Origin of the sequence: Nostoc sp., from assembly GCF_036919895.1 — a bacterium.
In the GTDB taxonomy this organism is placed as follows: Bacteria; Cyanobacteriota; Cyanobacteriia; order Cyanobacteriales; family Nostocaceae; genus Nostoc.
In genome coordinates this window covers 13,863-37,328 of record NZ_JBALBW010000085.1, presented here as the reverse complement: position 1 = coordinate 37,328, position 23,466 = coordinate 13,863, and the positions used below count along the sequence as shown (strand labels likewise).

At 42.6% G+C, this 23,466-nt stretch carries 19 protein-coding genes; 15 read left to right on the top strand and 4 right to left on the bottom strand.

Annotated features, from left to right (window positions below; all coding sequences use genetic code 11):
• Positions 1 to 193: 193 nt before the first annotated feature.
• Positions 194 to 787, top strand: coding sequence for an acyltransferase (locus tag V7K55_RS17075; RefSeq protein ID WP_334833305.1), 594 nt, complete (start codon positions 194 to 196; stop codon positions 785 to 787).
• 47 nt (positions 788 to 834) lie between these two features.
• Here the strand turns inward: V7K55_RS17075 and V7K55_RS17070 are convergent, their stop codons facing one another.
• Entirely contained in the window at positions 835 to 2,217 is a 1,383-nt protein-coding gene (locus V7K55_RS17070; RefSeq protein WP_334833560.1) for a cytochrome P450, read from the bottom strand.
• Between the two features lie 232 nt (positions 2,218 to 2,449).
• Between V7K55_RS17070 and V7K55_RS17065 the strand changes: the two genes are divergently transcribed.
• On the top strand, positions 2,450 to 3,082 hold the full coding sequence (locus V7K55_RS17065) for a ParA family protein (protein ID WP_012409272.1): 633 nt from the start codon (positions 2,450 to 2,452) through the stop codon (positions 3,080 to 3,082).
• Between the two features lie 2 nt (positions 3,083 to 3,084).
• Positions 3,085 to 3,705: a hypothetical protein gene (locus tag V7K55_RS17060; protein ID WP_334833301.1), complete on the top strand. Its 621-nt coding sequence runs from the start codon at positions 3,085 to 3,087 to the stop codon at positions 3,703 to 3,705.
• Between the two features lie 197 nt (positions 3,706 to 3,902).
• Here V7K55_RS17060 and V7K55_RS17055 read toward each other — a convergent pair whose 3' ends face one another.
• A complete protein-coding gene (locus V7K55_RS17055) occupies positions 3,903 to 4,817 on the bottom strand; it encodes an alpha/beta fold hydrolase (RefSeq protein WP_334833299.1) in 915 nt (304 codons plus the stop codon).
• Between the two features lie 264 nt (positions 4,818 to 5,081).
• Between V7K55_RS17055 and V7K55_RS17050 the strand changes: the two genes are divergently transcribed.
• From V7K55_RS17050 to V7K55_RS17015, 8 genes are all read left to right on the top strand, one after another.
• Positions 5,082 to 5,393, top strand: a complete 312-nt coding sequence (locus tag V7K55_RS17050; protein ID WP_334833297.1) for a BMC domain-containing protein — start codon at positions 5,082 to 5,084, stop codon at positions 5,391 to 5,393.
• 86 nt (positions 5,394 to 5,479) lie between these two features.
• Positions 5,480 to 5,830, top strand: a complete 351-nt coding sequence (locus V7K55_RS17045) for a carbon dioxide-concentrating mechanism protein CcmK (protein ID WP_334833295.1) — start codon at positions 5,480 to 5,482, stop codon at positions 5,828 to 5,830.
• 1,364 nt (positions 5,831 to 7,194) lie between these two features.
• On the top strand, positions 7,195 to 8,382 hold the full coding sequence (locus V7K55_RS17040; protein WP_334833293.1) for a HetZ-related protein 2: 1,188 nt from the start codon (positions 7,195 to 7,197) through the stop codon (positions 8,380 to 8,382).
• A 271-nt stretch (positions 8,383 to 8,653) separates the two neighbouring features.
• Entirely contained in the window at positions 8,654 to 9,889 is a 1,236-nt protein-coding gene (locus tag V7K55_RS17035; RefSeq protein WP_334833290.1) for a pilus assembly protein PilB, read from the top strand.
• 199 nt (positions 9,890 to 10,088) lie between these two features.
• Positions 10,089 to 10,772, top strand: coding sequence for a Crp/Fnr family transcriptional regulator (locus V7K55_RS17030; protein ID WP_334833288.1), 684 nt, complete (start codon positions 10,089 to 10,091; stop codon positions 10,770 to 10,772).
• Positions 10,773 to 10,885: 113 nt separating this feature from the next.
• The gene (locus tag V7K55_RS17025) at positions 10,886 to 12,103 is read left to right on the top strand and encodes a lipid-A-disaccharide synthase-related protein (protein WP_334833286.1); all 1,218 of its coding nucleotides are present in this window, start codon (positions 10,886 to 10,888) and stop codon (positions 12,101 to 12,103) included.
• A gap of 207 nt (positions 12,104 to 12,310) precedes the next feature.
• Entirely contained in the window at positions 12,311 to 14,062 is a 1,752-nt protein-coding gene (locus V7K55_RS17020; RefSeq protein WP_334833284.1) for an ABC transporter ATP-binding protein, read from the top strand.
• 321 nt (positions 14,063 to 14,383) lie between these two features.
• Complete coding sequence (locus V7K55_RS17015) at positions 14,384 to 16,165, top strand: M61 family metallopeptidase (RefSeq protein ID WP_334833282.1); 1,782 nt, start codon at positions 14,384 to 14,386, stop codon at positions 16,163 to 16,165.
• A gap of 77 nt (positions 16,166 to 16,242) precedes the next feature.
• Here V7K55_RS17015 and pyk read toward each other — a convergent pair whose 3' ends face one another.
• Positions 16,243 to 18,012 (bottom strand): pyruvate kinase, encoded by a 1,770-nt coding sequence (pyk, locus tag V7K55_RS17010; protein WP_334833280.1) that lies wholly within the window; start codon positions 18,010 to 18,012, stop codon positions 16,243 to 16,245.
• Positions 18,013 to 18,490: 478 nt separating this feature from the next.
• Here pyk and crtR point away from each other — a divergent pair, with 478 nt between their 5' ends.
• Entirely contained in the window at positions 18,491 to 19,381 is an 891-nt protein-coding gene (gene crtR / locus V7K55_RS17005) for a beta-carotene hydroxylase (RefSeq protein ID WP_334833558.1), read from the top strand.
• A 76-nt stretch (positions 19,382 to 19,457) separates the two neighbouring features.
• On the opposite strand, the gene V7K55_RS17000 is transcribed toward crtR, so the two are convergent.
• On the bottom strand, positions 19,458 to 20,435 hold the full coding sequence (locus V7K55_RS17000; RefSeq protein ID WP_334833278.1) for a carbohydrate kinase family protein: 978 nt from the start codon (positions 20,433 to 20,435) through the stop codon (positions 19,458 to 19,460).
• A gap of 555 nt (positions 20,436 to 20,990) precedes the next feature.
• Between V7K55_RS17000 and V7K55_RS16995 the strand changes: the two genes are divergently transcribed.
• The 3 genes from V7K55_RS16995 to V7K55_RS16985 all read left to right on the top strand — a co-directional run bounded on the left by V7K55_RS16995 (position 20,991) and on the right by V7K55_RS16985 (position 23,456).
• Positions 20,991 to 21,254 carry a helix-turn-helix domain-containing protein gene (locus V7K55_RS16995; protein WP_012410583.1) on the top strand — a complete coding sequence of 88 codons (264 nt, stop codon included), beginning with the start codon at positions 20,991 to 20,993 and terminating at the stop codon, positions 21,252 to 21,254.
• Between the two features lie 420 nt (positions 21,255 to 21,674).
• Positions 21,675 to 22,376 (top strand): DUF6391 domain-containing protein, encoded by a 702-nt coding sequence (locus V7K55_RS16990; protein WP_334833276.1) that lies wholly within the window; start codon positions 21,675 to 21,677, stop codon positions 22,374 to 22,376.
• 84 nt (positions 22,377 to 22,460) lie between these two features.
• On the top strand, positions 22,461 to 23,456 hold the full coding sequence (locus tag V7K55_RS16985) for a glycosyltransferase (protein ID WP_334833274.1): 996 nt from the start codon (positions 22,461 to 22,463) through the stop codon (positions 23,454 to 23,456).
• Positions 23,457 to 23,466 lie beyond the last annotated feature (10 nt).

Below are 23,466 nucleotides of genomic sequence, written 5' to 3'. Positions count from 1 at the left end.
TGCTTTTTGTCAAGTCTACAGTTTATCTTCACAAAGCTAGCATCCCTCATCCTACTTTTAGAAAAACGGTATTCACACGGGAGAAAATACTCCAATCAGGGAAACCTAATAAATGTGAAGGGTGCTAAACTACCCGCATCGTTTTTCATCCTTGCTTGAAAGCCAGAGAGTTCCTAGACTTCCATGAGATTTTATGAAAGAGATCAAAAATAAAATTACAAATAAATTAGAGCGACTATTGGAACAATGGTTAGTACCTCGTCTGGTACGGTGGGGAGAATACCTAGAAACCAAAATTAGGCGCTACAAGCATCAAGAACTGAAGAGTCAATTAAAATTTTGTGGTTCTGGTCTACGATTTAAGCGAGAAATTAGAATTGACCATCCGCAAAATATCTCTTTGGGTAATAAAGTCTATATCGGCTCGGATGTCTTATTAGATGGACGTGGCGGCATCACAATTGGCGACAACACCACGCTTGGATTTAATGTTGTTATTCTCTCTGCAAATCACGACTACCAAAGTAATGATTTGCCTTATGAGCATAATGTCTACATTCATAAACCTGTTCTTATCGGTCGCAATGTTTGGATTGGCGGAAATGTCCTAATTGTTCCGGGAGTTTCCATTGGAGATGGTGCAATTGTGGCGGCTGGTACGGTTGTAACTGCTAATGTTGAACCTTTAGCAATTGTGGGAAATCAACCGATGAGAACAATTAAATACCGTGACAAAGAACATTATGAACAACTCGCTAACAACCAAGAAAATCAGGATATCTCGTAATTATTACACGATAGTAGGGTGGGGATTAAAATTCCCACCCTACTTGCCTAAACTAGGGCTGGCGTATTTGCACGCTTGACTTGAGGTGTAGCAACCATCCGCATTCCGGCTGGTGCGGCTAAAGTTAACCCCCGGCGCACAGGACGCACAGGACGTTTATTCACTAGCGATACCTGAAAGTCAGATAGAACAGTTGCTAAGACAATTTTCATTTCATATTGGGCAAAGGCCATCCCGATACAGCGACGATTACCGCCACCAAAGGGTAAATATTCGTAAGGGGAATATTGTCTTTCTAAAAAGCGTTCTGGTTTGAACTGCTTGGATTGTGGGTAGACTTCTTCCCGATGATGCGCTAAATAAATACTGGGGACTATTGCCGTTCCCTCTCGTAGTTCGTAGCCCATAATTGTAATTGGGATTTTCACAACCCGCCAGAAAGCATTCATGGCAATTGGGTAAATTCGCAATGTTTCTTGGCAAACTGATGTTAAATAGGGCAATTTAGCCACATTACTCAAATCGGGGTTAACTCCAAGGGTGTTGAGTTCTTCTAGCAACTTCTCACGCACCTCTGGTAAACGATCAATCCAGTAAAAAGCCCATGTTAATGCAGAAGCGGTAGTTTCATGTCCCGCAACTAGCAGTGTCATTAACTCGTCGTGTAATTCTTCATCTGACATTCCTTGACCATCGTCGTAACGAGCCGCCATCATCAAACTTAGGATATCTTGGCGATTTTGATCTGCTTGGGCCCGACGTTCTCGAAGTAAAGCATAAATCAGTCGATCAATTTTTTGCCGTTGTTGCAAAATCCAACCCCAAGGACTCCACGCACCGAAGTCTTTTTGCATGAATCTGAAAAACAAGGTGCTAGACATCATGGGCGAAGTCATGAAGTCTAGTAAGTCACTTAGCGATCGCCTCAGTTCTTCAAAGAGCTTTCCTTCATCCAAACCAAATACAACCCGTAGGATAACACGCAAAGTAATTTCTTGCATCGACTCACGAATCTTGAAAGGCTTGTCAATTTGCCATTCACTACTCACCTGTCGGGTTATTTTACAGATATCCTCGCCGTAAGCCCGCATCCTTTCGCCATGAAAGGGAGGGGCTAAGAGTTGCCGTTGGCGTTTGTGGCGATCGCCATCCGCTAACATAAAGGAGCGATCGCCAAGCAAAAATCTTAATCCTATGTTCCCCCTTCCAACCTCAAAATGGCTGGAATCAGCAGTAAAAATCTGCTCAAGCGCTTGGGGTTGACTAAAATAGACAATATGGTTGTCCCCGCGACTACTCTTGATTGCGAAAGTATCACCATAGGTTGTGGCAAAATCATCCATGTATTTTACTGGCTGACTAATAAACTTGACCATCCGTAGCCAGCGCGGCATTTGAGGCCCATCAGGTAGATTGTAAGTTGCTGTCATCGGAGTTTGTAGATTTGATGGCTTCTGAATTTTATTGTTACGACTTTTCATGTTATTTAGGGTTACAGAAAGCGGTATATTCATGATTGGGGACTAGAGACTGGAGACTAAGAACTGAAAAGAAGACAAAGAGGATAATATATAACTCTTCTACAGACTCGATTCATCGCGTCTCTATTCTTAACTCAGTACTCCTAACTCAGCACTCAAGAGGCAGCATCGGAAGCAAGCAGTGCCAAAAATCATCGCTATTCTCAACGGTAAAGGAGGAGTCGGCAAAACGACTACCGCAGTCAATCTGGCTGCAAACTTTGCGAAGAAAAAAAAGGTGTTGCTGATTGATGCAGATATTCAAGGTTCTGCCAGTTGGTGGTTTGGGCGCAGTCAGCAGGGAATGGGATTTGATTTATCTCAAGAAACAGATCCCAAGCTTTTAAGTGATTTAGGAAAGATAACAGGTTACGATTTAGTAGTGGTGGATACGCCTCCCGCGCTGCGCTCTGAAGCATTAGTGGCGGTAGTTGCGATCGCAGATTATCTAGTTTTGCCTACACCCCCATCCGCAATGGATTTAGCTATCCTCGTGGAAACAGTCAAGGAAGCCGTCATCCCTGTGGGAACACCGCATCGGGTACTGCTTACTAAAGTCGATACGCGCAGTATTGGGGAAGCGCTAGAAGCAAAAAACACTCTTACTAGATTAGGTATTCCTGCTTTTAATACCTTTATCCGTGCTTATAAGGCTCATGAACGAGCGGCGCTTGAGGGTGTAGCGATCGCTCAATGGCGAGGAAGTAATGCACGAGAGGCGGAGTTAGACTACCGTCGTGCAGCTGATGAATTACAGCGTGATTGGAGAAAATAATAATGGCTAGGAAACAAAGTCTCTCTGATTTACTACAAGAAGAGGCACAAAAATTTACACCCCCAGAAGGTGAATCTGCGATCGAAGTCACAGCAGAAGCAATTGCCGAAGAAGAGGCTTCATCTGATGAGGAATCCTCAGCACAGACACTCGATCCAACTTCTACTAAGCGCACAAGTCCCACTAAAGCTGATTTAGAAGCAACTGTCAAAGAATTGACAATTAATCTCGAAAAAAGCCATAAAAAGGAAGCATCTCTGGGGCAAGAAATTGCTGATTTGCAATCAAAATTATCTAAACAACAAACATTAGCATCGGAACACAAGTTGTTAGCACAACAGGTAACAAAAGAACTTGAGGAAACCAAAAAAACAGCACTGCAACTAGCAGAAGCAAATTCCCAGCTTATAGAAGAAATTAATGCTTTAAAACAAACAGCAGAAGATAATTCTAAAAAACTTGTTGTCAAAGAAAGTACTGCTATCAAACCAGTCAAAGACCATTACAATCCACTTAACTACAAAAAATCACATCGTTCATCGGAAACATTAGCTCAAAATCAACCACAAAATCAACCAAATGAGTATCCCGATAGTTCTAATGAGATGTGGTTACTTGACTAGATTTAGTTAATCAGTCAGATAATCTATGGCACTACTTGATTCATCTGTCGTTCCCGTAGTGCCATTTTTGAATTAAACTTTCCCTGTTAAGTCTGGAAACGGCAGAAACAACAGTTTATGTACGATCGTACGTAGCGATTGATTCATCGCTACAAACAAGGATTATTAGGACTAAAGTCCTTACTACAAACTTTAATTTATTTATGCCTAGTTACTGAATGTAATTCACTACAAAAGTTTAAAATATGTTGCGCGGTGATTTGTGGTTGTTCCAAGTGTGGGAGATGACCGCAATCTTGAATCCAGATGAGATTACTGTGTAGAATTGAACTGTTAAATTTTGTGGCATCCTTAGTACCCAAAATCTTATCGGAATCACCCCACAAAATTAGGGTTGGTTGTACAATCTGTGATAAAATATTTAATCTAAAAGCACTGTAACCACCACTTTTAGTAAAAGCAATCAAAGCTTGATTCCAACTGGGCATTTGTAGATGTAATGCAGCACAACATAGAGCATCGACAGAAGCAAGATTTTGATTTTTATATCCAATACGGGAAATGCGATCGCGCACCTTCAAACTACTCAAAAATTGAGTTGCTAAATAATCCAACGGTGGAAACATTACTTTACTTAACGGTGAACCACCCGCTAACCCTGCACTGTCAATTAACACCAGTTTTTTTACTACCTCCGGGTAAGTCAGCGTAAAATCAATCGCTGTCGCACCTCCCATTGAAGCACCTACCAAAATTACAGGTTGGTTAATCAGGCTTTTCCAGAAATAATAAAGATGGGTTTTAATGGCAGTTGGGCTATAAGCAATTCCTGAGAGTCTATCTGTAAAACCAAAACCCAACAAATCCATCGCCCAAGTTTCATTACCTCCAGAAAGTAGTGGCAAAAGCCTCCGAAACTCTAATACAGAACTGTCAAAGCCGTGAATTAATAAAATAGGAGTTCCACCACTCCCTTGCTTGACATAAGTTGTGGTAACTGGTTGATTAATTAAAGGAGTAGCGATCGCAGCAGTTTGAATACTCTGAGCCAGTGCGATTGAGGTAGATTCTGTCAGTTGCTCAACTATTTTAGGAAGAAAATTCGGAAACATAAATTTCAGCTTATCGGACTAACTTGCTTCCAGCGATCGCTAATTTTGTTGTTTAACAAAATTACACAAACTAATATGCTCAAGTATTATTTGTAATACATAAAATATAGTCTAGCGGCTAATCAAAACATTCTAACTCCTGTAGAGACGCGATTAATCGCGTCTCTACCCACTCCACCAAAGAAAGTTTTGCAAAATGTCAAAATTGGGACTAAAGCCACGTACAATTGATATCGCCTATCCCTTAATCCAGGAGCTAATGCCATGCCAATGGCGGTTGGCGTAATTGAAACTTTAGGTTTTCCTAGTGTCTTAGCAGCAGCAGATGCAATGGTCAAAGCTGCCGCAGTCACAATTGTGTACTATGGCCAAGCTGAAAGCGCTCGTTTGTTAGTTGCCGTTCGGGGACACGTTTCTGAAGTAAATAGAGCTGTTGAAGCCGGAATCGCAGCTGGAGAGAAAGTCAAGGTTGGTGCAGTAATTACCTACTACATCGTTCCTAATCCCCCGGAAAATGTTGAAACCATATTACCAATCCATTTCACTGAAGAATCAGAACCTTTCCGCATGTTCTAAGCAATTTTGCTATCAAAATCTGTAGCGAAGCTTCGTACAATTAACTTGTAGACCCCATCAGCGTTTATTCATACAGGAGATTAATAATGTCATTACAGGCAGTTGGAGCACTTGAAACGAAAGGTTTCCCTGCGGTGCTAGCAGCAGCAGATGCTATGGTAAAAGCTGGTCGAGTCACCCTCGTTGGATATATCAGGGTGGGTAGCGCCCGTTTTACAGTTAATATTCGTGGCGATGTTTCTGAGGTAAAAGCCGCTATGGCTGCTGGTATTGAAGCCGCAGAAAATGTATATGGCGGTACCCTCGAATCCTGGGTAATTATTGCTCGTCCCCATGAAAACGTCGAAGCTGTTCTGCCTATTGGTTACACAGAACAAGTCCAACAGTATCGAGAATCTCTAGAAAACCCCATTGTTAGAGCGTCGAATAGTCGATAGATTCAACCCTCTGCGGGAAACTCAAAACAAAGAATCCCCACAAATGAATTTATTGAGAAGTCTCTTGTAAGGCTTCTGACCATTAAAGCTTTTGAAGGTTGCATTCTTTCTGTTTTTATATTTGCATAAGTTGAATTTTGAAGCAGAGGGAAAGCAACAGTCAAAATCAATATTGACTATTTACTATTCATTATTGGCAATGTCAGGGTTTGAAGAATAGCTTGCCAATGTTAGAAATACAGTTGTAGGTGAAGCTAGTTTAGAGATTAAGGTTTTATTAACGACTTACCAAACATCCTCTTAAACACTTGAAGAAGAATTTAGGAGTCAGAATGGGCTAAACGCTCCGCCTCCGGTCAGAATCAAGCCGCTCGTTCGCGCAGCGTGACCCAGACAAACCTCTCGTTCGCGTAGCGTCTCCCCTTCTCCCCAGGGCTGATTCATCCCATTTCAAACAGGATTTGTCAAGATGGTTAGTGAGAAAATTGTAAGTGAGGGTGACGAGAAGATGAACTTTTAAGCACTTGAACAACAGTAAAATTGTTCATTTTCTTGGCACGCTGGTAACAAAATAATCAATTTTAAATCGCTATAACCATTGATATTTAGCGCTCTTTAGGGAATGAATCAGCCCTGCCTTTTAAGGGGAGTTGGGGGGATCAAAAGCCTATGAGGCAATTCTAGAAGACTTGTGTGAACACCGTAGCCCTTTGAGAGAGGCTAACGCCAAGGGAGAAGAGAAGGCTTTACGCTACGCTAACTCTCTTAGATTCTTTCATAAATCAAATCGGATTCTTATAGTACGAAATTTAACTTAATACAATTCAGCTAGGGCTTGATCCCCCCTAACCCTTCTTAAAAAATGAGGGAATTAAGCCTATTTTAAGAAAGGTTGTTAAGAAAGGTTGGGGGATCTTCCAGATTAAAATATCATTAATACCAAGCGCATTCATTGAGATTTAACTAAGTATTTTACTCCGTAAGAGATTGTAGAGCGTTGAAACTTATATGGGTGAAATAACGTCTGATTATTGAGTTAAATTAGATTCGTTCCTCGGCTCGGTTACAAAATGTCAGATTTCCCCAACCCATCTGTATGCAAGACCTTATACTCAGGACTCTAGGCAGATTTTTGTTCTCAGTTAAAAAACATAACTTTACAAAAAGTTAGAATTTACACAATCGGCCAAAATGCTTGATATGCAAGGGATTGGGACATTTGGTAATTGAAAGCAAAATACTAATGCAGAAATTTCTGCATAATTTTGCTGAATTAAGACGTAATAAAAGTGGAATCACTGAGATATTTTCATGGAACTCATGAAATTAGGGACAGCTGCCAGTTAAACAATTAGGTGGGACAAATGGGGGTTGTGATGCAAACTTCAAAATTGAGTTTCGAGGAGCGCAATCTCGCTATGACAACGGATGTGGAAAAACTGGCTCTAGATTGGCGAAAGCGCTTGGCTGCGGAATGTCCAGACCAAAATGAAGCTGCTAGACAAAGTATTATTCTCTGGCTTTTGGGATCGGACTCAAAACGGTTTGACCTATTGAACCCTAAAGAACTTGATATCGCCAAACAAGCGATGGAATATCGCTGGAGGATTTTACGTCAACGCTATTTGGGGTTTGGGCGAGAACGTGCTTATCGCAACTTGATAACGCGACTGGGAAGTTTAGTGACATTACGGAATAAAATTCAGACTTGGGTTTCCCTCAGCCGCGATCGCCAGCGCAGTGTCATGGATGTATTGCAAGAAGTACTCCAAGAGTTGCTGCAAACTGATGCCTATATGCAACAACAAATGGCTGATCTGACCAAATATACAACCGATAGACGATTGAGAGATGCTCTGCTATTTGCCAGCATAGAGGAATATTGTCTGCGGCCAGTACGCAATCAACCCCTATTAGCTTATCGGTTTGTAAATTACTTGCGTCGCACTCAGCGCGGTGGCTTAACCCAAGTACCAGGCCGTGACTTGATTAGACTCGTCTCAGAAGAAGTCCTCACCGACGACAGTGACAATCGAGTTAACTTAGTCGATAGTCAGGCGATCGCAGAATATCAAGAAGCACAACTCCTAGAGGAACAACAAGCGCTACGTCAGTCAGTGCAAAAAGAATTTGAAAATTATTTACAAGAAAATCTGGGTACAGACGCAGTGGAGTGGCTACGTCTGTATTTGCAAGGCAAATCGCAGGAAGATATTGCCCAAAAACTGAATAAGCAGACTAAAGAAGTCTACCGTCTGCGAGAAAAAATTAGTTACCACGCCGTGCGTGTTTTTGCTCTCAAAGGGAAACCAGAGCTAGTAGAAAGTTGGCTTTCAATTTCCTTGGAAGAACATAACTTGGGGTTAACACAAAACCAATGGCAGCAACTTGATGAAAAATTGACTCCTCTGGGGCGGCAGATCCTAGATTTGCGGAAAACAGGTAACTCAATAGAAACAACAGCCCAACAGTTGAAACTCAAAACCCATCAAGTTTTAGGCGAATGGACAAAAATTTATCTTGCTGCCCAAGCTTTAAGAACCCAGGAGTAGGCAATTCAGGTGGTGGGAGACAAGGTAAATAGGGAGTGGCTAGTGGAAGAGCAGGGGGAGCAAGGGAAGAAGAAATATTATTATGCCCAATCCCCATCGCCCCTAATCCCCAATCCTCAGTATTATCCCCAATCTATAATCTAAAATTCATCTTCTACTTACGTCTAATTAAGTATATATAATTGAAATTTTAACAATCCGACAAAGTATCTTTATTAACTACCTACTAAATTAGAGGCAAAATATAAATAAATACAACGCAATCAAACCTATGTTGTCTTCAGAGGGCGAACTAAATAATACCGCAGCAAATGGACAGCAAATGCTAACTGTCGCTCAAACTAGTTGGGAAGAAGGGGAGGAACGCGATCGAATCTTCCAACTTATTGATAATCTTTTATCCTTTGAAGCTTGCCTTTACCACCAGATTTTGCCCTTTGGATTAGAAGATAAAAACCTCTTGCTAGGTATGGTTCATCCACAAGATAGCGAGGCACTAGATTATGCTGGTCGCATTTTGTCTTATATCAATTGCACAATGGTGATTGAAGCGATCGCAGCCGATGCACACCGCAGAATATTATCAGCCTACCTCAACCATAAGAATACATCCCAGCTAAATGCCCAACAAGTGGATCAACCAAAAGAGGACTCTTCCCAACAAAATAACGCAGCTAGCATTGCTGACAAACCTATTCCCTCCATAAATGCCGACTTAGAATCAAATCAGCAACCAACATTGATGGTGTTTGAGACACAAAAGCGCCAACATTCTGGGCAGCGTGTAGACTTGCCTCCTATCCCAGAGCTACATCAAGCGTCTCAAACTACGAGGAGTCTAGAGGGCAAGACATCCGTGGCAGCACCACCAAACAATTTACCAATTTTGCTTACACAAGTTCCCGAATTACTTAGTCCGATTGAGTTGCTGTCAACACTCCCACCAAAAAAATTACTAAAAGAATTACTAGGGCGAATTCTCAGTGGGGGAATTGGTAGGCTGTATTTAGAAAGACAAGCTTACGAAGGCAGGATACTGTGGAGTGATAATGGGATTTTGCAATCTGTTTTAGACAAACTGCCACTCTCTGTTTTCCAAGGAGTACTGAATGAATTAAAGCGGTTTGCTTCCCTACCTCTTACCACAGTTGCAGAACCAAAACAGGTAGAAAAGGAATACGTATATCAAAAAAACCGTTTATTATTACGCTTGCGAATCATGCCAGGAATCTACGGTGAAGAGGCAACACTCCAAGTTCTGCGGGGAGCAGCACTAAAATTTTATCAACAACAACAATTGACGCGCCTGAGCCGCGACGCTTTAGGAATTTCTCAGCAGCTAAGTTTCAAGTTACATGAACTACAAGAACGGCTTTTACTGAATCCCAGCCCTGATTCTCAGCAATCAGAGGCTTTAATTGCCCTGACTCAATTAGTGAAAAATTTAGACCAACAGATCAAAATCTTGGTACTAGATAGCAATCCACCAACAAACAGCAAATCATAAGTCTGTAAGTGAAACCTCTGATTTCGATCGCATACATAATTGTTATGTTGTAATAGAATTCTAGACCGATCAACCTTAGAGTTTCAGATCAAATAAATACAGATTTTGCGATCCAACTCTAAGTAAAATTACGGTTTAAATGAACTTATGATAGCGAAGTTAGTTTCACGCTCTTGAATCCATTTCTTGCAGATATTTCATGCTAACTGAGGTTTTTAGTGAACTTTTCCCCTTGATGAGTACAGCCAACCCACAAACCTTGGAATGGCTGCTCAACGTTGCAATTGAACATGAATACCCATCAGGGCGAGCCGTTGTGATGGAAGATGCCTGGGGTAATGCCGTTTATTTCGTGGTTTCTGGTTGGGTCAAAGTCCGGCGTACCGTCGGGGAAGATTCAGTAGCTCTGGCAATTTTTGGTCGTGGCGATTTTTTTGGAGAAATGGCAATTTTGGATGAATCTCCACGCTCAACCGATGTCATTGCTCTTTCACCCGTAAACTTGCTTAGTATCTCTAGAGAGCGTTTTATTCAAATATTATTTAAAGACCCGCAGCTACATCACCGGATGTTGCAACTGATGGTGCGGCGATTGCGGCAAATTAACCAGCGCTTACAAATGCGGTCTTCACCACCGGCAGTCAAACTCGCCCATACCCTAGTGACTTTAGGTGAAAACTATGGTCAGGAATCAGACTTAGGAAGAGAAATTTTTAATGTTCCCTTTAAAGATTTAGCAGAGGTGACAGAAATTGGTGTTGATGAAACTACCAAAATCATGGAAAAGCTCCATGAAAAAGGGTGGATTAAGATTGATAGCGCCAACAGCATCAATTATCTTGTGAACTTCAAACAGTTGATGAATTTGGCAGGCAAAGTGTGATTGCTTTATTTATTTAGCGATACAAATAAATTTTTTGGCTCTCTTGGCCTAGTCACCCAATGTAGGTTTAAAATCTCACCAGGTAAGCATTTTAGACCTATCCAAATCCCAAGATGCCTTCTAAGCGAATCTTGTTTATCAGTAACGGCCACGGAGAGGACAACCACACCTCTCATGTGATTCAAACCCTGCGCCAATTATGTCCAGATATTGAGATGGCAGCAATGCCGATTGTGGGGGAAGGAAAAGCTTACCGCAGCTTGGACGTTCCCATTATTGGCCCAACAAAAACGATGCCCTCTGGAGGATTCTTTTACATGAAGCGCCTCTATTTGCTCAAAGATTTTCAATCAGGATTAATTGGGTTAACGTGGCGACAGTTACAAGCGGTGTTGCAGTATGCTCCCAACTGCGATTTGATTATGGCTACTGGGGATTTTGTCTCCCAGACATTCGCTTACTTAACAAAGCGCCCCTTCATCTCCTTTATCTCTTGTCTTTCTGCCCTCTACGAAGGGCGGTTACGACTCAATCCGCTTCTGTGGCACAACCTTAATTCTTCCGGATGTCTGGCAGTTTTCACCAAGGATTCCCATACGGTTTATGACCTCCAACGGCAAGGTTTAACTAAAGCTCAGTTAGCTGGCATTCCGGCTTTAGATTGGCTCGTTCCTACTGGCAAAGACTTGCACCTGAAACCGGACGAGAGAGCGATCGCTCTCCTGCCAGGATCACGGATGCCTGAAGCCGCGCGAAATTTTTGTTTGCAGTTGCAACTAGTGGTAGAAATCGCCAAGGTGATGCCTGACTCAGGATTACAATTTCGTGCAGCCTTGATACCGAGTTTGATGGAGCAACTAGACGACATTGCTAAAAGTCAAGGTTGGCAGGTGACTCAAGGCATACTCACTTATTCTCCTCCAGGAAATTCTCCTGACGAATCACCGATTGTGGAAGTGAGATGTTATTCAGATGCCTTCAGTGACATCCTATGTTACTCTACTCTCGTGATTGGTATGGCAGGATTGGCAGTGGAGCAAGCTGTAGCGATCGGCAAACCGATCGTTCAGATTCCCGGAGAAGGCCCTCAATTTACCTATCAATTTGCAGAAGCGCAAACGCGGCTATTGGGAATTTCTGCCCAAACCATCGGCACTAAGCCAGCAACCCCTGAGATTCTCAAGCAAGCAGCTAAACGAGTAGTTGAAACTTTAGAAGACTCAGACTACCTCGCTAAGTGTAAAGAAAATGGCCCTGAGCGATTTGGCCCACCCGGCGCATCTAAGAGAATTGCCCGCTTTATACTAAACTCTCTAGGAGAAACTGAGTAGAAATTGCGTCAGAATTCAGGAGTCAGCACGGTTCGGTAACATGGTGTGGTAGGCTAACGCCGTAATGCACCTCAATTCTGACGCGGAGCGTCTCCGGCTCCGCTCCTGTTAGCGGATAGCTAAGGTTTAGCCCATTCTGACTCTTGTAGAGACCCGATTAATTGCGTCTCTACTCCTGACTCCTGACTCTTGAATTCTTACTTACCTATGAAAGTCCGCTCTAGTTACTGGCAACTGTTGCCTTATCTTTGGCCCCAATGGCCGCTGTTAATTCGGGGATTGGCTTGTATCTTAGGATTTGTGTTATTTACCTTAGCAGTGCCCTATTTAGCAGGTCAGGTCGCTTTTTATCTTGGCCAGGGAAATGTTAACCAGATTGCCTACTGGCTCGGACTAGCCACTTTGGTATTTTTTGTTCGAGGGCTTTGTCAATACGGGCAGAATGTCTTTATGATCGCTGCTACCCTGAACATGGTTTTAAACTTGCGTAAGCGTGTTTATGCTCACCTGCACAAACTTGGATTAGATTACTTTGAAACGACACAGACGGGCGACCTGACTTATCGTCTAACTGAAGATATCGATCGCGTTGGCGAGATTGTAGACAAGTTATCCCATCAGTTTCTTTCCAATTTGTTGCAGTTAATTGCGATTCCCATTTACATGCTCTACCTGAATTGGCCGCTCACTCTTGCGGGTTTGATTTTGGCTCCTTTAATGGCTTGGTTGATCGGGCAATTTGGTCAGCGATTACTTGTGCTATCTCGCCAGAGCCAAAATCAGGTTTCCAATTTATCGGCGCTGCTAACTGAAGTATTTAGCGGAATTCGCGTTGTTCAGGCTTTTGCAGCCCAAGAATATGAAGTGAAGCGATTCAATAAAGAAGCAGAAATCAATCGCCAAGCTAAGTACCGCGCTCTACAACTCAAATCCATTCAGTTTCCCGTTGTCGGTTTTTTGGAAGCAGTTAGTATTATACTGCTGTTTTTATTAGGAGGATGGCAGATTTCTCAGGGGCAACTGAGCACTCAAGGATTTATCAGTTTCTTAGCTGCTGTGGCTTTACTGATTCAGCCAATCGATATGATGATTAGCAATTACAACGAGTACAAACAGACCGAAGCTTCTGTTGAACGCATCTTTGAACTGATGGCGAAGGAACCTAGTATTAGCGAAAAATCGAATTCTCAGGCAATGCCACGAGTTATGGGCAAAGTAGAGTATCGTCATGTCGATTTCGCCTACAATCCCGACCAGCCTGTTCTTAAGGATCTCTGCTTAGACGCTTCTCCTGGTGATGTCATTGCCTTGGTTGGTTCTTCTGGGGCGGGCAAATCGACTTTAATTAACCTTTTACTTCGCTTCTATGACCCTCAAGGGGGCGAAATTCTCATTGATGATATTGATATCCGCGATGTCACACTCACCAGCCTCCGCCATCAAATTGGCATTGTTCCCCAAGACATTACCCTTTTCTCAGGAACGATCGCTGAAAATATTGGTTACGGTCAGGAAGAATTAGATTTGGCAGCAATTGAGGAAGCAGCAAAGATTGCCAATGCTCACTCCTTCATCACCCAGTTTTCCCAAGGTTATCATAGCTGGGTAGGTGAGCGGGGAGTTAACCTATCTGGTGGACAACGCCAAAGATTAGCGATCGCCAGAGCCATTGTTAACGATCCTCGAATTCTCATTCTGGATGAAGCTACTTCTGCCTTAGATTCGGAGTCAGAAGCACTAGTTAAAGAAGCGATCGAGCGAGTGATGCAAAACCGTACCGTGTTTATTATCGCCCATCGCTTGAGCAGCGTTCGTAAGGCTGACTGTATTCTTGTACTAGAACAGGGAGAGTTGGTTGAAACTGGTACTCACACCTCCCTCTTGTCTCAGGAAGGACGCTATGCCCGTTTTTATGCTCAACAATTTTACTCTACAGATGAGCAAGGAAATAGGCAGTAGGTAGAGACGCGATTAATCACATCTACGGGAGGGAAACCAAATATCAGAAAATCTGGCGCTAGTGCAAATTTTGATGCGATCGCGTAGCCTATCGTAAATATTGCAGGCTGCTAAATATGGTTGAAATACCCAAACGGTTTGTAATATTATGTACAATGCATAAATACTATATGATTTATGCAAAAGAAATAAACTGTAATCTTTATTTGAGAGTAAGCGGATTTATCCGTGGGTTCTTGACTACTAATTACTATTCTCTCTACAAGACGCTCCGCGATCGCAAAGGGGGATACCCCATTAACAATTATCTCAGCAAACAAGATGACTGAAGCAACAGCAACTCGTCCCAAAACCTACGTCGAGGTAACTGGGCCAACAATTCATTACCTGGTAGCAATGTCTCAACCAGAAACCCATCTGTTTGATGTGACTTTACGCCTTGTCAATTACCTCTCGCCAATTCTCGATTTAAAATTGCCGGTATGGACACCCGGTTCCTATTTAGTTCGGGAATATGCCAAGAATTTACAGGATTTTGTGGCTTTTGCAGAGGATAAGCCTTTACCTTGGCGAAAAATCAGTAAAAATCACTGGCAGGTAGATAAAACGGGTGTTTCAGAATTAACTGTACGCTACCGCATTTTTGCTAATGAGCTATCGGTACGGACAAATCACTTGGATGCCACCCACGGTTATTTCAATGGAGCGGCACTATTTTTTAGAATACCAGGCTGGGATAAGCTACCCATTCGCGTCACCATCGTACCACCACACCCGGAATGGCAGGTAACTACTGCTCTACCTCACGTTGCTGAAGAAACAAATACTTTTTTAGCTAGCGATTTTGATACTCTGGTGGATACTCCCTTTGAGATTGGTAGCCACCAATTGTATAAATTTGAAGTCTTGGGAAAACCCCATGAACTAGCAATTTGGGGGCAAGGTAATTACCAAGTTCAGCAATTAATTGCTGATATCCAAAAAATCATTCAGGTAGAAGCGCAGATGTTCGGCGGTTTGCCTTATGAACGATACGTGTTTCTGCTACATTTATTTAGCCAAGCTTTTGGCGGTTTGGAGCATAAAGACTCTTGCTCCTTAATTTACCAACGTTTTGGATTTCGCGCTCAGGAAAAATACGATCGCTTTATGCAATTGGTAGCGCACGAGTTTTTTCACTTATGGAATGTCAAACGAATTCGCCCAAAAGCATTAGAGGTTTTTGATTACGACCAAGAAAATTACACACCATCATTGTGGTTTTGTGAGGGTACTACTAGTTACTACGACTTGTTAATTCCTTTGCGGGCAGGGATTTATGATGTTAAGTCGTTTTTGAATAACTTGAGCAAAGAAATTACTAGGTATGAAACGACACCAGGGCGCAAGGTACAACCCGTTTCCGAGTCGAGTTTTGATACCTGGATTAAACTCTATCGCCCAGATGCTAATAGCGGTAATTCTCAAATTTCTTACTATTTAAAGGGAGAAATGGTATCGTTACTGCTGGATTTACTGATTCGGTCTACTCATAACAATCAGCGTTCCCTCGATGATGTGATGCTGAAAATGTGGCAGCAATTTGGCAAAGATGAAATTGGCTATACCCCAGAGCAGTTGCAGGATGTTATCGAATCTGTTGCCGGAATCGATTTGACTGATTTCTTTAAACGATACATTGATAGTATTAATGATTTGCCTTTTAATCAGTATTTGGAACCCTTTGGCTTACAGTTAGTAGCTGAACAGCAGGAAGAACCTTACTTAGGCATGAGAATAAGTACAGAGAATGGGCGGGAAATTATCAAGTTTGTGGAGATTGGTTCACCTGCACAAGTAGCGGGAATTGATGCAGGTGATGAGTTGTTAGCAATTGATGGGATTAAGGTAACGGGGAATAGTTTCAGCGATCGCCTGAAAGATTACCAACCAAAGGATACCATTCAAATTACAGTTTTCCACCAAGACGAACTCCGTACTTATGCCATTACCCTCACGTCACCACAGCCCACTCGATATCAGGTAAAACCTGTCGATCGTCCTAATTCCGCACAGCAAAAAAAATTTGCTGCATGGCTTGGAGTTGCGATCGCTACTGTTTAATTTAGGGAATTGGGAATTGCGAATTGGGCATTGGTAAGTTTCCCCATGCCCCAGTCCCCAGTCCCCAGCCCTCAGCCTCAAGGCGTTCTCACTGCCCCAGAGTAAATCAAACCCCGTTGCAGATCCAGCGTTATAATCGCTCCATCTCGAATCACTTGCGTTGCCTGTTTCACGCCAACAATCACTGGTACACCAAGACGTAAGCCAATCACGGCCGCGTGACTTGTAAGACTTTCCTCTTCCGTAATAATCCCGGCAGATTTACGAATAGCCTCAACAAAATCAGCACTAGTGCGCGGTGCAACTAATATGTCTCCGGGATTAAAGTTACTAACATCCATGCCAGTATTAGCCACCCGTGCACGACCACTTACTAAACCTTGTCCTAGTCCAATGCCGTGACCTAATACCGCCGTCACCACCTCAACCTTAATCAAATCTGTGGAGCCGGAAATTCCCTGAAGTGTTCCAGCAGTCATTACTACTAAATCTCCCTCAGACAGTAACTTCAACTCCTGAGCCACATTAATTGCAGCTTGAAATGTCTGACCAGTGGAAGGTAATCCTAGTACCAATAGCGGTTTTACTCCCCACACCATTTGTAGCTGCCGCGCTACATTCACATGGGGAGTCACGGCCAAAATCGGTGTATTGGGACGGAATTTAGAGACATTGCGAGCGGTTGCCCCAGTTTGGGTTAGGGTCATGATTGCTGCCGCACCTAATTGTTCGGCAATTTGACCTACCGCTTGACTAATCGCATTGGGAATGGAGCGCCGAGCATCTTTTACAGAACGTAAGTTTAAGTGCTGGGCTTCTTCCTGCTCCATCCGCTCGGCAATTCGCGCCATTGTCGCTACTGCTTCTACAGGGAAGCTACCCACGGCAGTTTCATTGGAGAGCATCACCGCATCCGTGCCATCCAAAATCGCATTTGCCACATCCGACACTTCCGCACGAGTGGGACGGGGATTGCTCACCATGCTGTCTAACATCTGGGTGGCGGTGATGATGGGAATCCCCAAGCGATTTGCTGTCGCAATTAGCCGCTTTTGAAGTACGGGAACATCTTCTGCTGGCAGTTCTACACCTAAGTCGCCTCTGGCAACCATCACGCCATCACACAAAGCCAGAACTGCCTCCATTTGTTCAATAGCTTCATGTTTTTCAATTTTGGCAATCACTGGAACTTGCTTGCCTATACTGGAAATTAGTTCTTTAATTTCGATCATGTCCTGGGGATTGCGGACAAAGGAAAGTGCCACCCAATCTACACCTTGATCTAGACCAAACATCAGATCCTCTCGGTCTTTGTCGGTCATTGCCTTAATTGACAAGTAAACGCCAGGAAAGTTTACGCCTTTGTTGTTAGAAAGTTTACCAGGTACGGTGATGCGACAATGCAAGTCACCTTTGTCCCGGTTAATCTCCTCTACAACCATTTCTACTCGTCCATCATCAAGGAGGATTTTTGCGCCAACCGGGACTTCTTCGGCTAAATAATCGTAGGTGACGCAGCTAATTTCCTGTGTCCCTACTACTGGGCGATTTGTCAACGTAAAGCGATCGCCTTTTGCCAAAACTATTGACCCGTTGTCAAACTTCCCCAAGCGAATTTTTGGGCCTTGCAAATCTTGGAGAATAGCCACTGGCTGATTTAATTCAAAGGCGGTTTGCCGAATTAAGCGAATACTACGCTGATGGTCGGCATGAGTTCCGTGGGAGAAGTTTAGCCGCAGCGTCGTGGCTCCCGCTTCAATAATCGCCTTAAGCATTTCAGGACTGCTAGTGGCGGGGCCAATAGTAGCGACAATTTTTGTCCGGCGCAGAGAATCTCTTAATTGCATAGGGGCTGAAGTGAGGGAGCTATCTGGGAAGTCATCGTAACTTAAGTTTCATCTCCTTTTCAGTCACTGCTATATCAATAGATATAAGCAGTTAGAGAGAGTTTATGGGAGAGTAGGGGCTGTGGGATAGACTAGATATAGTACATCAATGTTGTATCCATCCTCCCAACGAAAGAGTTTATCCCATCAACTTTTTGCTAATCGTCATACCCCACTTATCAGTAAAGATTAGTTCTTGTCTGGAATCATAGCGCTATTCATCTACTGATATGCAAAGCTGTGGATAAATATTGCTATATAAAAGGTTACAAAACTTTATTCTTTCCTAATATTTATCGTATATTCGTAATTAGGACTTACGCAAAACTTTAGCCAAAACCTTTATTCTCAGGTAGGGGCAATTCATGAATTGCCCCTACCGCGTGTGTTTTTGTGTAAGTACTAGCAATGTTTGATTAAGAAGGAGTCAATGTTAGAGATGATCGCATCGGAGGCACAAAAGCCACTGACAATCCCGCCCAAGGAATTTTTAGCGCCTCCTGGTGATTTTAATCCCACGCTACTGCTGTTTTTGGTTGCTGTCGCAATGCTGGTGTTATCTAACTTTGGTTACTGGCTTTGGGAATGGCCGCATTGGCTGTGCTTTAGCGTTAACACTCTTGCCTTGCATTGTGCTGGGACGGTAATTCATGATGCTTGTCACCAATCAGCCCATCGCAACCGGGTAGTGAATGCGATGCTAGGGCATGGTAGTGCATTGATGCTAGCTTTTGCTTTTCCAGTATTTACAAGGGTACATTTACAGCATCACGGTCATGTCAACCATCCCAAAGACGATCCAGATCATTATGTCTCCACGGGTGGCCCGCTATGGTTGATTGCGGTGCGGTTTTTGTACCACGAAGTATTTTTCTTTCAACGGCGACTGTGGCGAAAATATGAGCTACTAGAATGGTTCATTAGCCGTTTGATTGTTGGTGTGATTGTTTACATCTCAGTGCAGTACAACTTTTTAGGGTACATTCTGAATTTTTGGTTTATACCCGCTTTTGTGGTAGGGATAGCACTAGGGTTATTTTTTGACTATTTGCCCCATCGTCCTTTTGCAGAACGCGATCGCTGGAAAAATGCTCGCGTCTACCCTAATCCAGTTCTCAATATCCTGATTATGGGACAAAATTACCACTTAATTCATCATTTGTGGCCTTCGATTCCTTGGTATAATTACCAACCTGCATACTATATGATGAAGCCACTGTTAGATGAAAAAGGATGTTATCAAACTTCAGGATTGTTGCAGAAAAAGGACTTTTTTGAGTTTGTTTATGACATCTTTCTAGGAATTCGGTTACATCACCAAAAAGAATAAATTGGCAATTCTTCCATTTTCTAGCCAAGAATATCAGCTTTTTCTGGCTAATATTCTCGGCTTGTTGTGCCAGTTTTTAGAGTTTGTGTGTGGTTAAAAACGCTTCAACTTCCGCATTTGTTGGTTGAGAAGCGATCGCACCTGGTTTAATGGTAGTCAGCGCTCCAACAGCACTAGCGTAGGTAACAATGCGTTTTGCTGTTTCAGCATCCCGCAAGCTGTGGATGCCATTCTGACTCAGTTGATAGATAAATCCTGCCAAAAAGCTATCTCCTGCACCAGTTGTATCAACTACGGGGATTGAAAAGGAAGGTAATTTGCCTTCGTTCTCACCCAGACAGTAGGTGCAACCGTTTTCCCCATCTGTTACTAGTACTCCTTCAATTGAAGCCAAGCGGTAAGTTATGGCTCCGGGATCTGCCGTTTCAAATAGCCATTCCGCTTCTTCTTTGGAGAGTTTGAGGAAATCGACTTGCTTAAATAATTCTGGAATTTTTTGATGAGCAACGTTTGGCTCGTCCCAAAATACAGGTCGCCAGTTGACATCTAGCACAATCTTCAAATCGTAATGTTCTGCTAACTCTAGGGCGCGGTAAATTGCCTGTTCGCTTTCAGGATAGGCTAATTCCAAAGTACCCAAAACCAGAAAATCTGCTTCTTTAAATAGCGAATCTGGCAATTGTTTGGCTTTCAGGCGAGTATCGGCAAATTCTGCGGTGTCATACTGACCAAATCCGGCAAAGGTGCGATCGCCAGCCAGATCCCGTGTAACATAAACTTGCCGCGTTGGTGCTGTGGGATGGCGTTGTATCCCTGTTGTATCTACACCTACATCTTGTAATAGCTTGACTAGTGCATTTCCTGCTTCATCTTCACCAACGGCTCCGATAAATCCTGCCGATATCCCCAACTTAACTAAAGCACAGGCTACATTAGCTGGTGCCCCTCCTGGGTAGGGAGTCCAAGATTTAACCTCTTCCAGTTTTAACCCTAATTGATCGGCTAAACAATCAAACAAAACTTCACCGAGGCACAAAACACGGGAATTGCTCATTTCATTTTAAATTTTAGATTTCGATTTTGGATTAGGAATTTACAGTATAAAACCTACAACAATTTTTGCTAATCTGTCGCCAGTCCTTCATAGAATGAAATAGCAATTTTTACTACTCCATAACATCTATATGCTTTCAATATCGCCTAAATTATCTAAATATTTATACTAATTTCTAGCCAATAATAAGTGTTATATAATACTGGGAGCATATCGTTTTGGCAGATCGCCCTGCGCTAAGGCGCACGCTACGCGAACAGACTAGAATTCTGGAGCTATACAAACGAAGTCCCCCTGCGCGGACTCTATAAAACCCGCGCAGGTGGGTTTAGTCTGTATAGCCGCGATTTCCAATCGCCCGGTGTTTCTTCCAAAAGTGGATGCTCCCTATAATACTTATGTATTATTGTGATTTATATTCTTGCCAACTTGAAATCCAAAGAAAATATTGACAATAGTATTACTACTAACACTTGAAACCCCTACCAACAAAAGAATCTTCTAGAATTAGAAAGAGCGATTAAGTACATATACTAAAGGAGCATAGAAATAGTCATGGCTGGTGGCAAGTCTGAGACCCCCGTTAGTCTGTCAGACAGAGAACTGCAAATTATCGACCTAGTGGCCGCTGGCTTAACTAACCAAGAGATTGCAGGAAAACTGGAGATTAGCAAGCGTACAGTTGATAACCATATCAGTAATATTCTGACCAAGACCGAGACAGAAAATCGAGTAGCTCTTGTTCGCTGGGCCTTACAGTGGGGCAAAGTCTGTTTGAATGATGTCAATTGCTGTCTTCTGCCTAACCAAATCGAATAAGCAATTTATTTAGTAAGAACATAATTGCTTTGGTCTGGTAAATTGCAAGCCAATTTTGAGGTTTACTGATTGTTTCCCTCCTCACACCTAAGTTTTCAGTGTGAACACTCTACCAAAAGTTTCCGAGTCCTTCACTCAGCCGGAGTTTATGTTAGTGGAGCCAGCTGACCCTCGGACTCGGAAACTATAACAAAGAATTCCTTTTCAAATTCAGCAGAACAGATGTCGGACTGGGGATTGGGGAAGAAGCAAGGGAGCAGGGAGCAAGGGAGAAGAGTTTTCCCCTCTGCACCCTGCTTTTTCAATGCCCAATGCCCAAACTCAACAATCATCCACAAAAATTAGCAACAATTCAGTGGTGCAAGCGTTACATTTGAAAGAAATCTATGTTGTCCCATCGGCTTTGGGAGCAGTGTTGTAATGAATACTTCCGCCTTTTTTCAGGGTAGCTCGTCTCCCTTTGAATTTTTCAACTTTGGTTTTACGATACCTCTATCTGAGAAAGTTCCGACTCTTGAAGACCAGTTTTCAGACTTTCCGCAACCCACACAAGATGCCGACTTACTTAGGCAGCTATCATTTATTCCAGGATTGAAAGAAATTCTAACGATTCGGCAGGTTCACGCCTTAGAACATGCGACTGTTTGGGTTCTTAGCGAATCAAACAGTGCCTATCCTACTAAGGGAGAACCTCCTAACGTTCAGCTAGATAACGAACAATTAAGCGGTTTGTCTACTGAGCATGGATTTTACCTTTATGGTGAGGTGAATATTAGTGATTTGCGGCGTGCGGTCACACTTGCTCGACATCGCCTTACTAGTGGGGAATGGGATTTAGCTGTACATCCCCGTTGCGGTACAAATTTATCAGTAGCAATGTTGTTAACAGCCGGACTAGCTATCGGTGTACATCTGTTACTACCATTTCGGCCAATTGAGCAACTTATCGGTTTGGGGTTAGCAGCGACGACAGCAGCCGAACTCGCACCTGATTTAGGTTCTATAACCCAGCGTTACCTAACAACAGCCATTCCTTTTAACCTAGCAATTGAAAATATTACCCGTACACACGACGTTTGGGGTCGTGAGGCACATTTTGTTAAAGTAGGTTGGCAAGAATGAGGGGGAACAGGGATAAGGGAGTAGGGGAAGATCAGGAAGAAGAATAATAACTAGTTCCCAATTCCCAATGCCCTAAATAAAATTATGAGAAAACTTTACTTCTTGCTTCCCGGTACAGATGGCAAATTTGCCTGTGGTGGTCTTTGGGCGGAGTTAAAAGCACTTAATCTGGCTCAAAATTTCTGTAGTGCTGATGTTGTAACTTACCGTCAACGAGAAAAGGATAAGCTTTTTCTTGATGATTTGCTAAAAGAGAAAAATTTAAGTGATGTGATTTTTGTCATAAGTTGGGGATTTGATATAGCTCAACTCGTGGCTAAACTTCAGAAATACAATGTGGTTTACCATGCACATAGCGCAGGTTATCCATTTAGGTTGCCTGCGAGTATTCCGATCGTTACAGTTAGCCGCTATACAATGGGCTATTGGGGAGAAAAATCACCCAATTCTCTAATTTATTATTTGCCCAATCAAATTTCTGATGAGTTTAAAAATTTAGGTCGAGAACGAGATATTGATGTTTTAGTTCAGGCTCGAAAATCTTCTGATTATTTAATTAAAGAATTAATTCCAGCGTTACAAAAACGTTGTAAAGTATTGGTTGTTGACTCTTATATAGAGGATTTACCTGGACTATTTAACCGAGCTAAGGTTTACCTCTATGATTCGGCTGATTACTGGGCACAACAGGGTGTTAGTGAAGGATTTGGTCTACAACCAATGGAAGCTCTTGCCTGCGGTTGTCAAGTATTTTCTAGCGTCAATGGGGGATTGGCAGATTATTTAGATCCTGGATTTAATTGCTCTAAAATTGCTGGATATTCTCAAGAATATGATGTGCAACGGATTCTAAAGGTGATTGATTCTTCAGTAGCTTTTAGTTCGTATGAAGAGTTTTTTGCTGAATATCGGGCTGAAAATATTATTAAGCGTTTCCAAATAATTTTGGATGAGTTAAATGAGTTTTTTGACCATAAGATTCAGCAGCCATCTAATATTAAGAGTTTGACAAAAGTCCGGATGGCAAAATTACTTGCTCAGAAGATATACGGAAAGTTGAGGAAGAAATATTTTAAGTAATATAAACGAA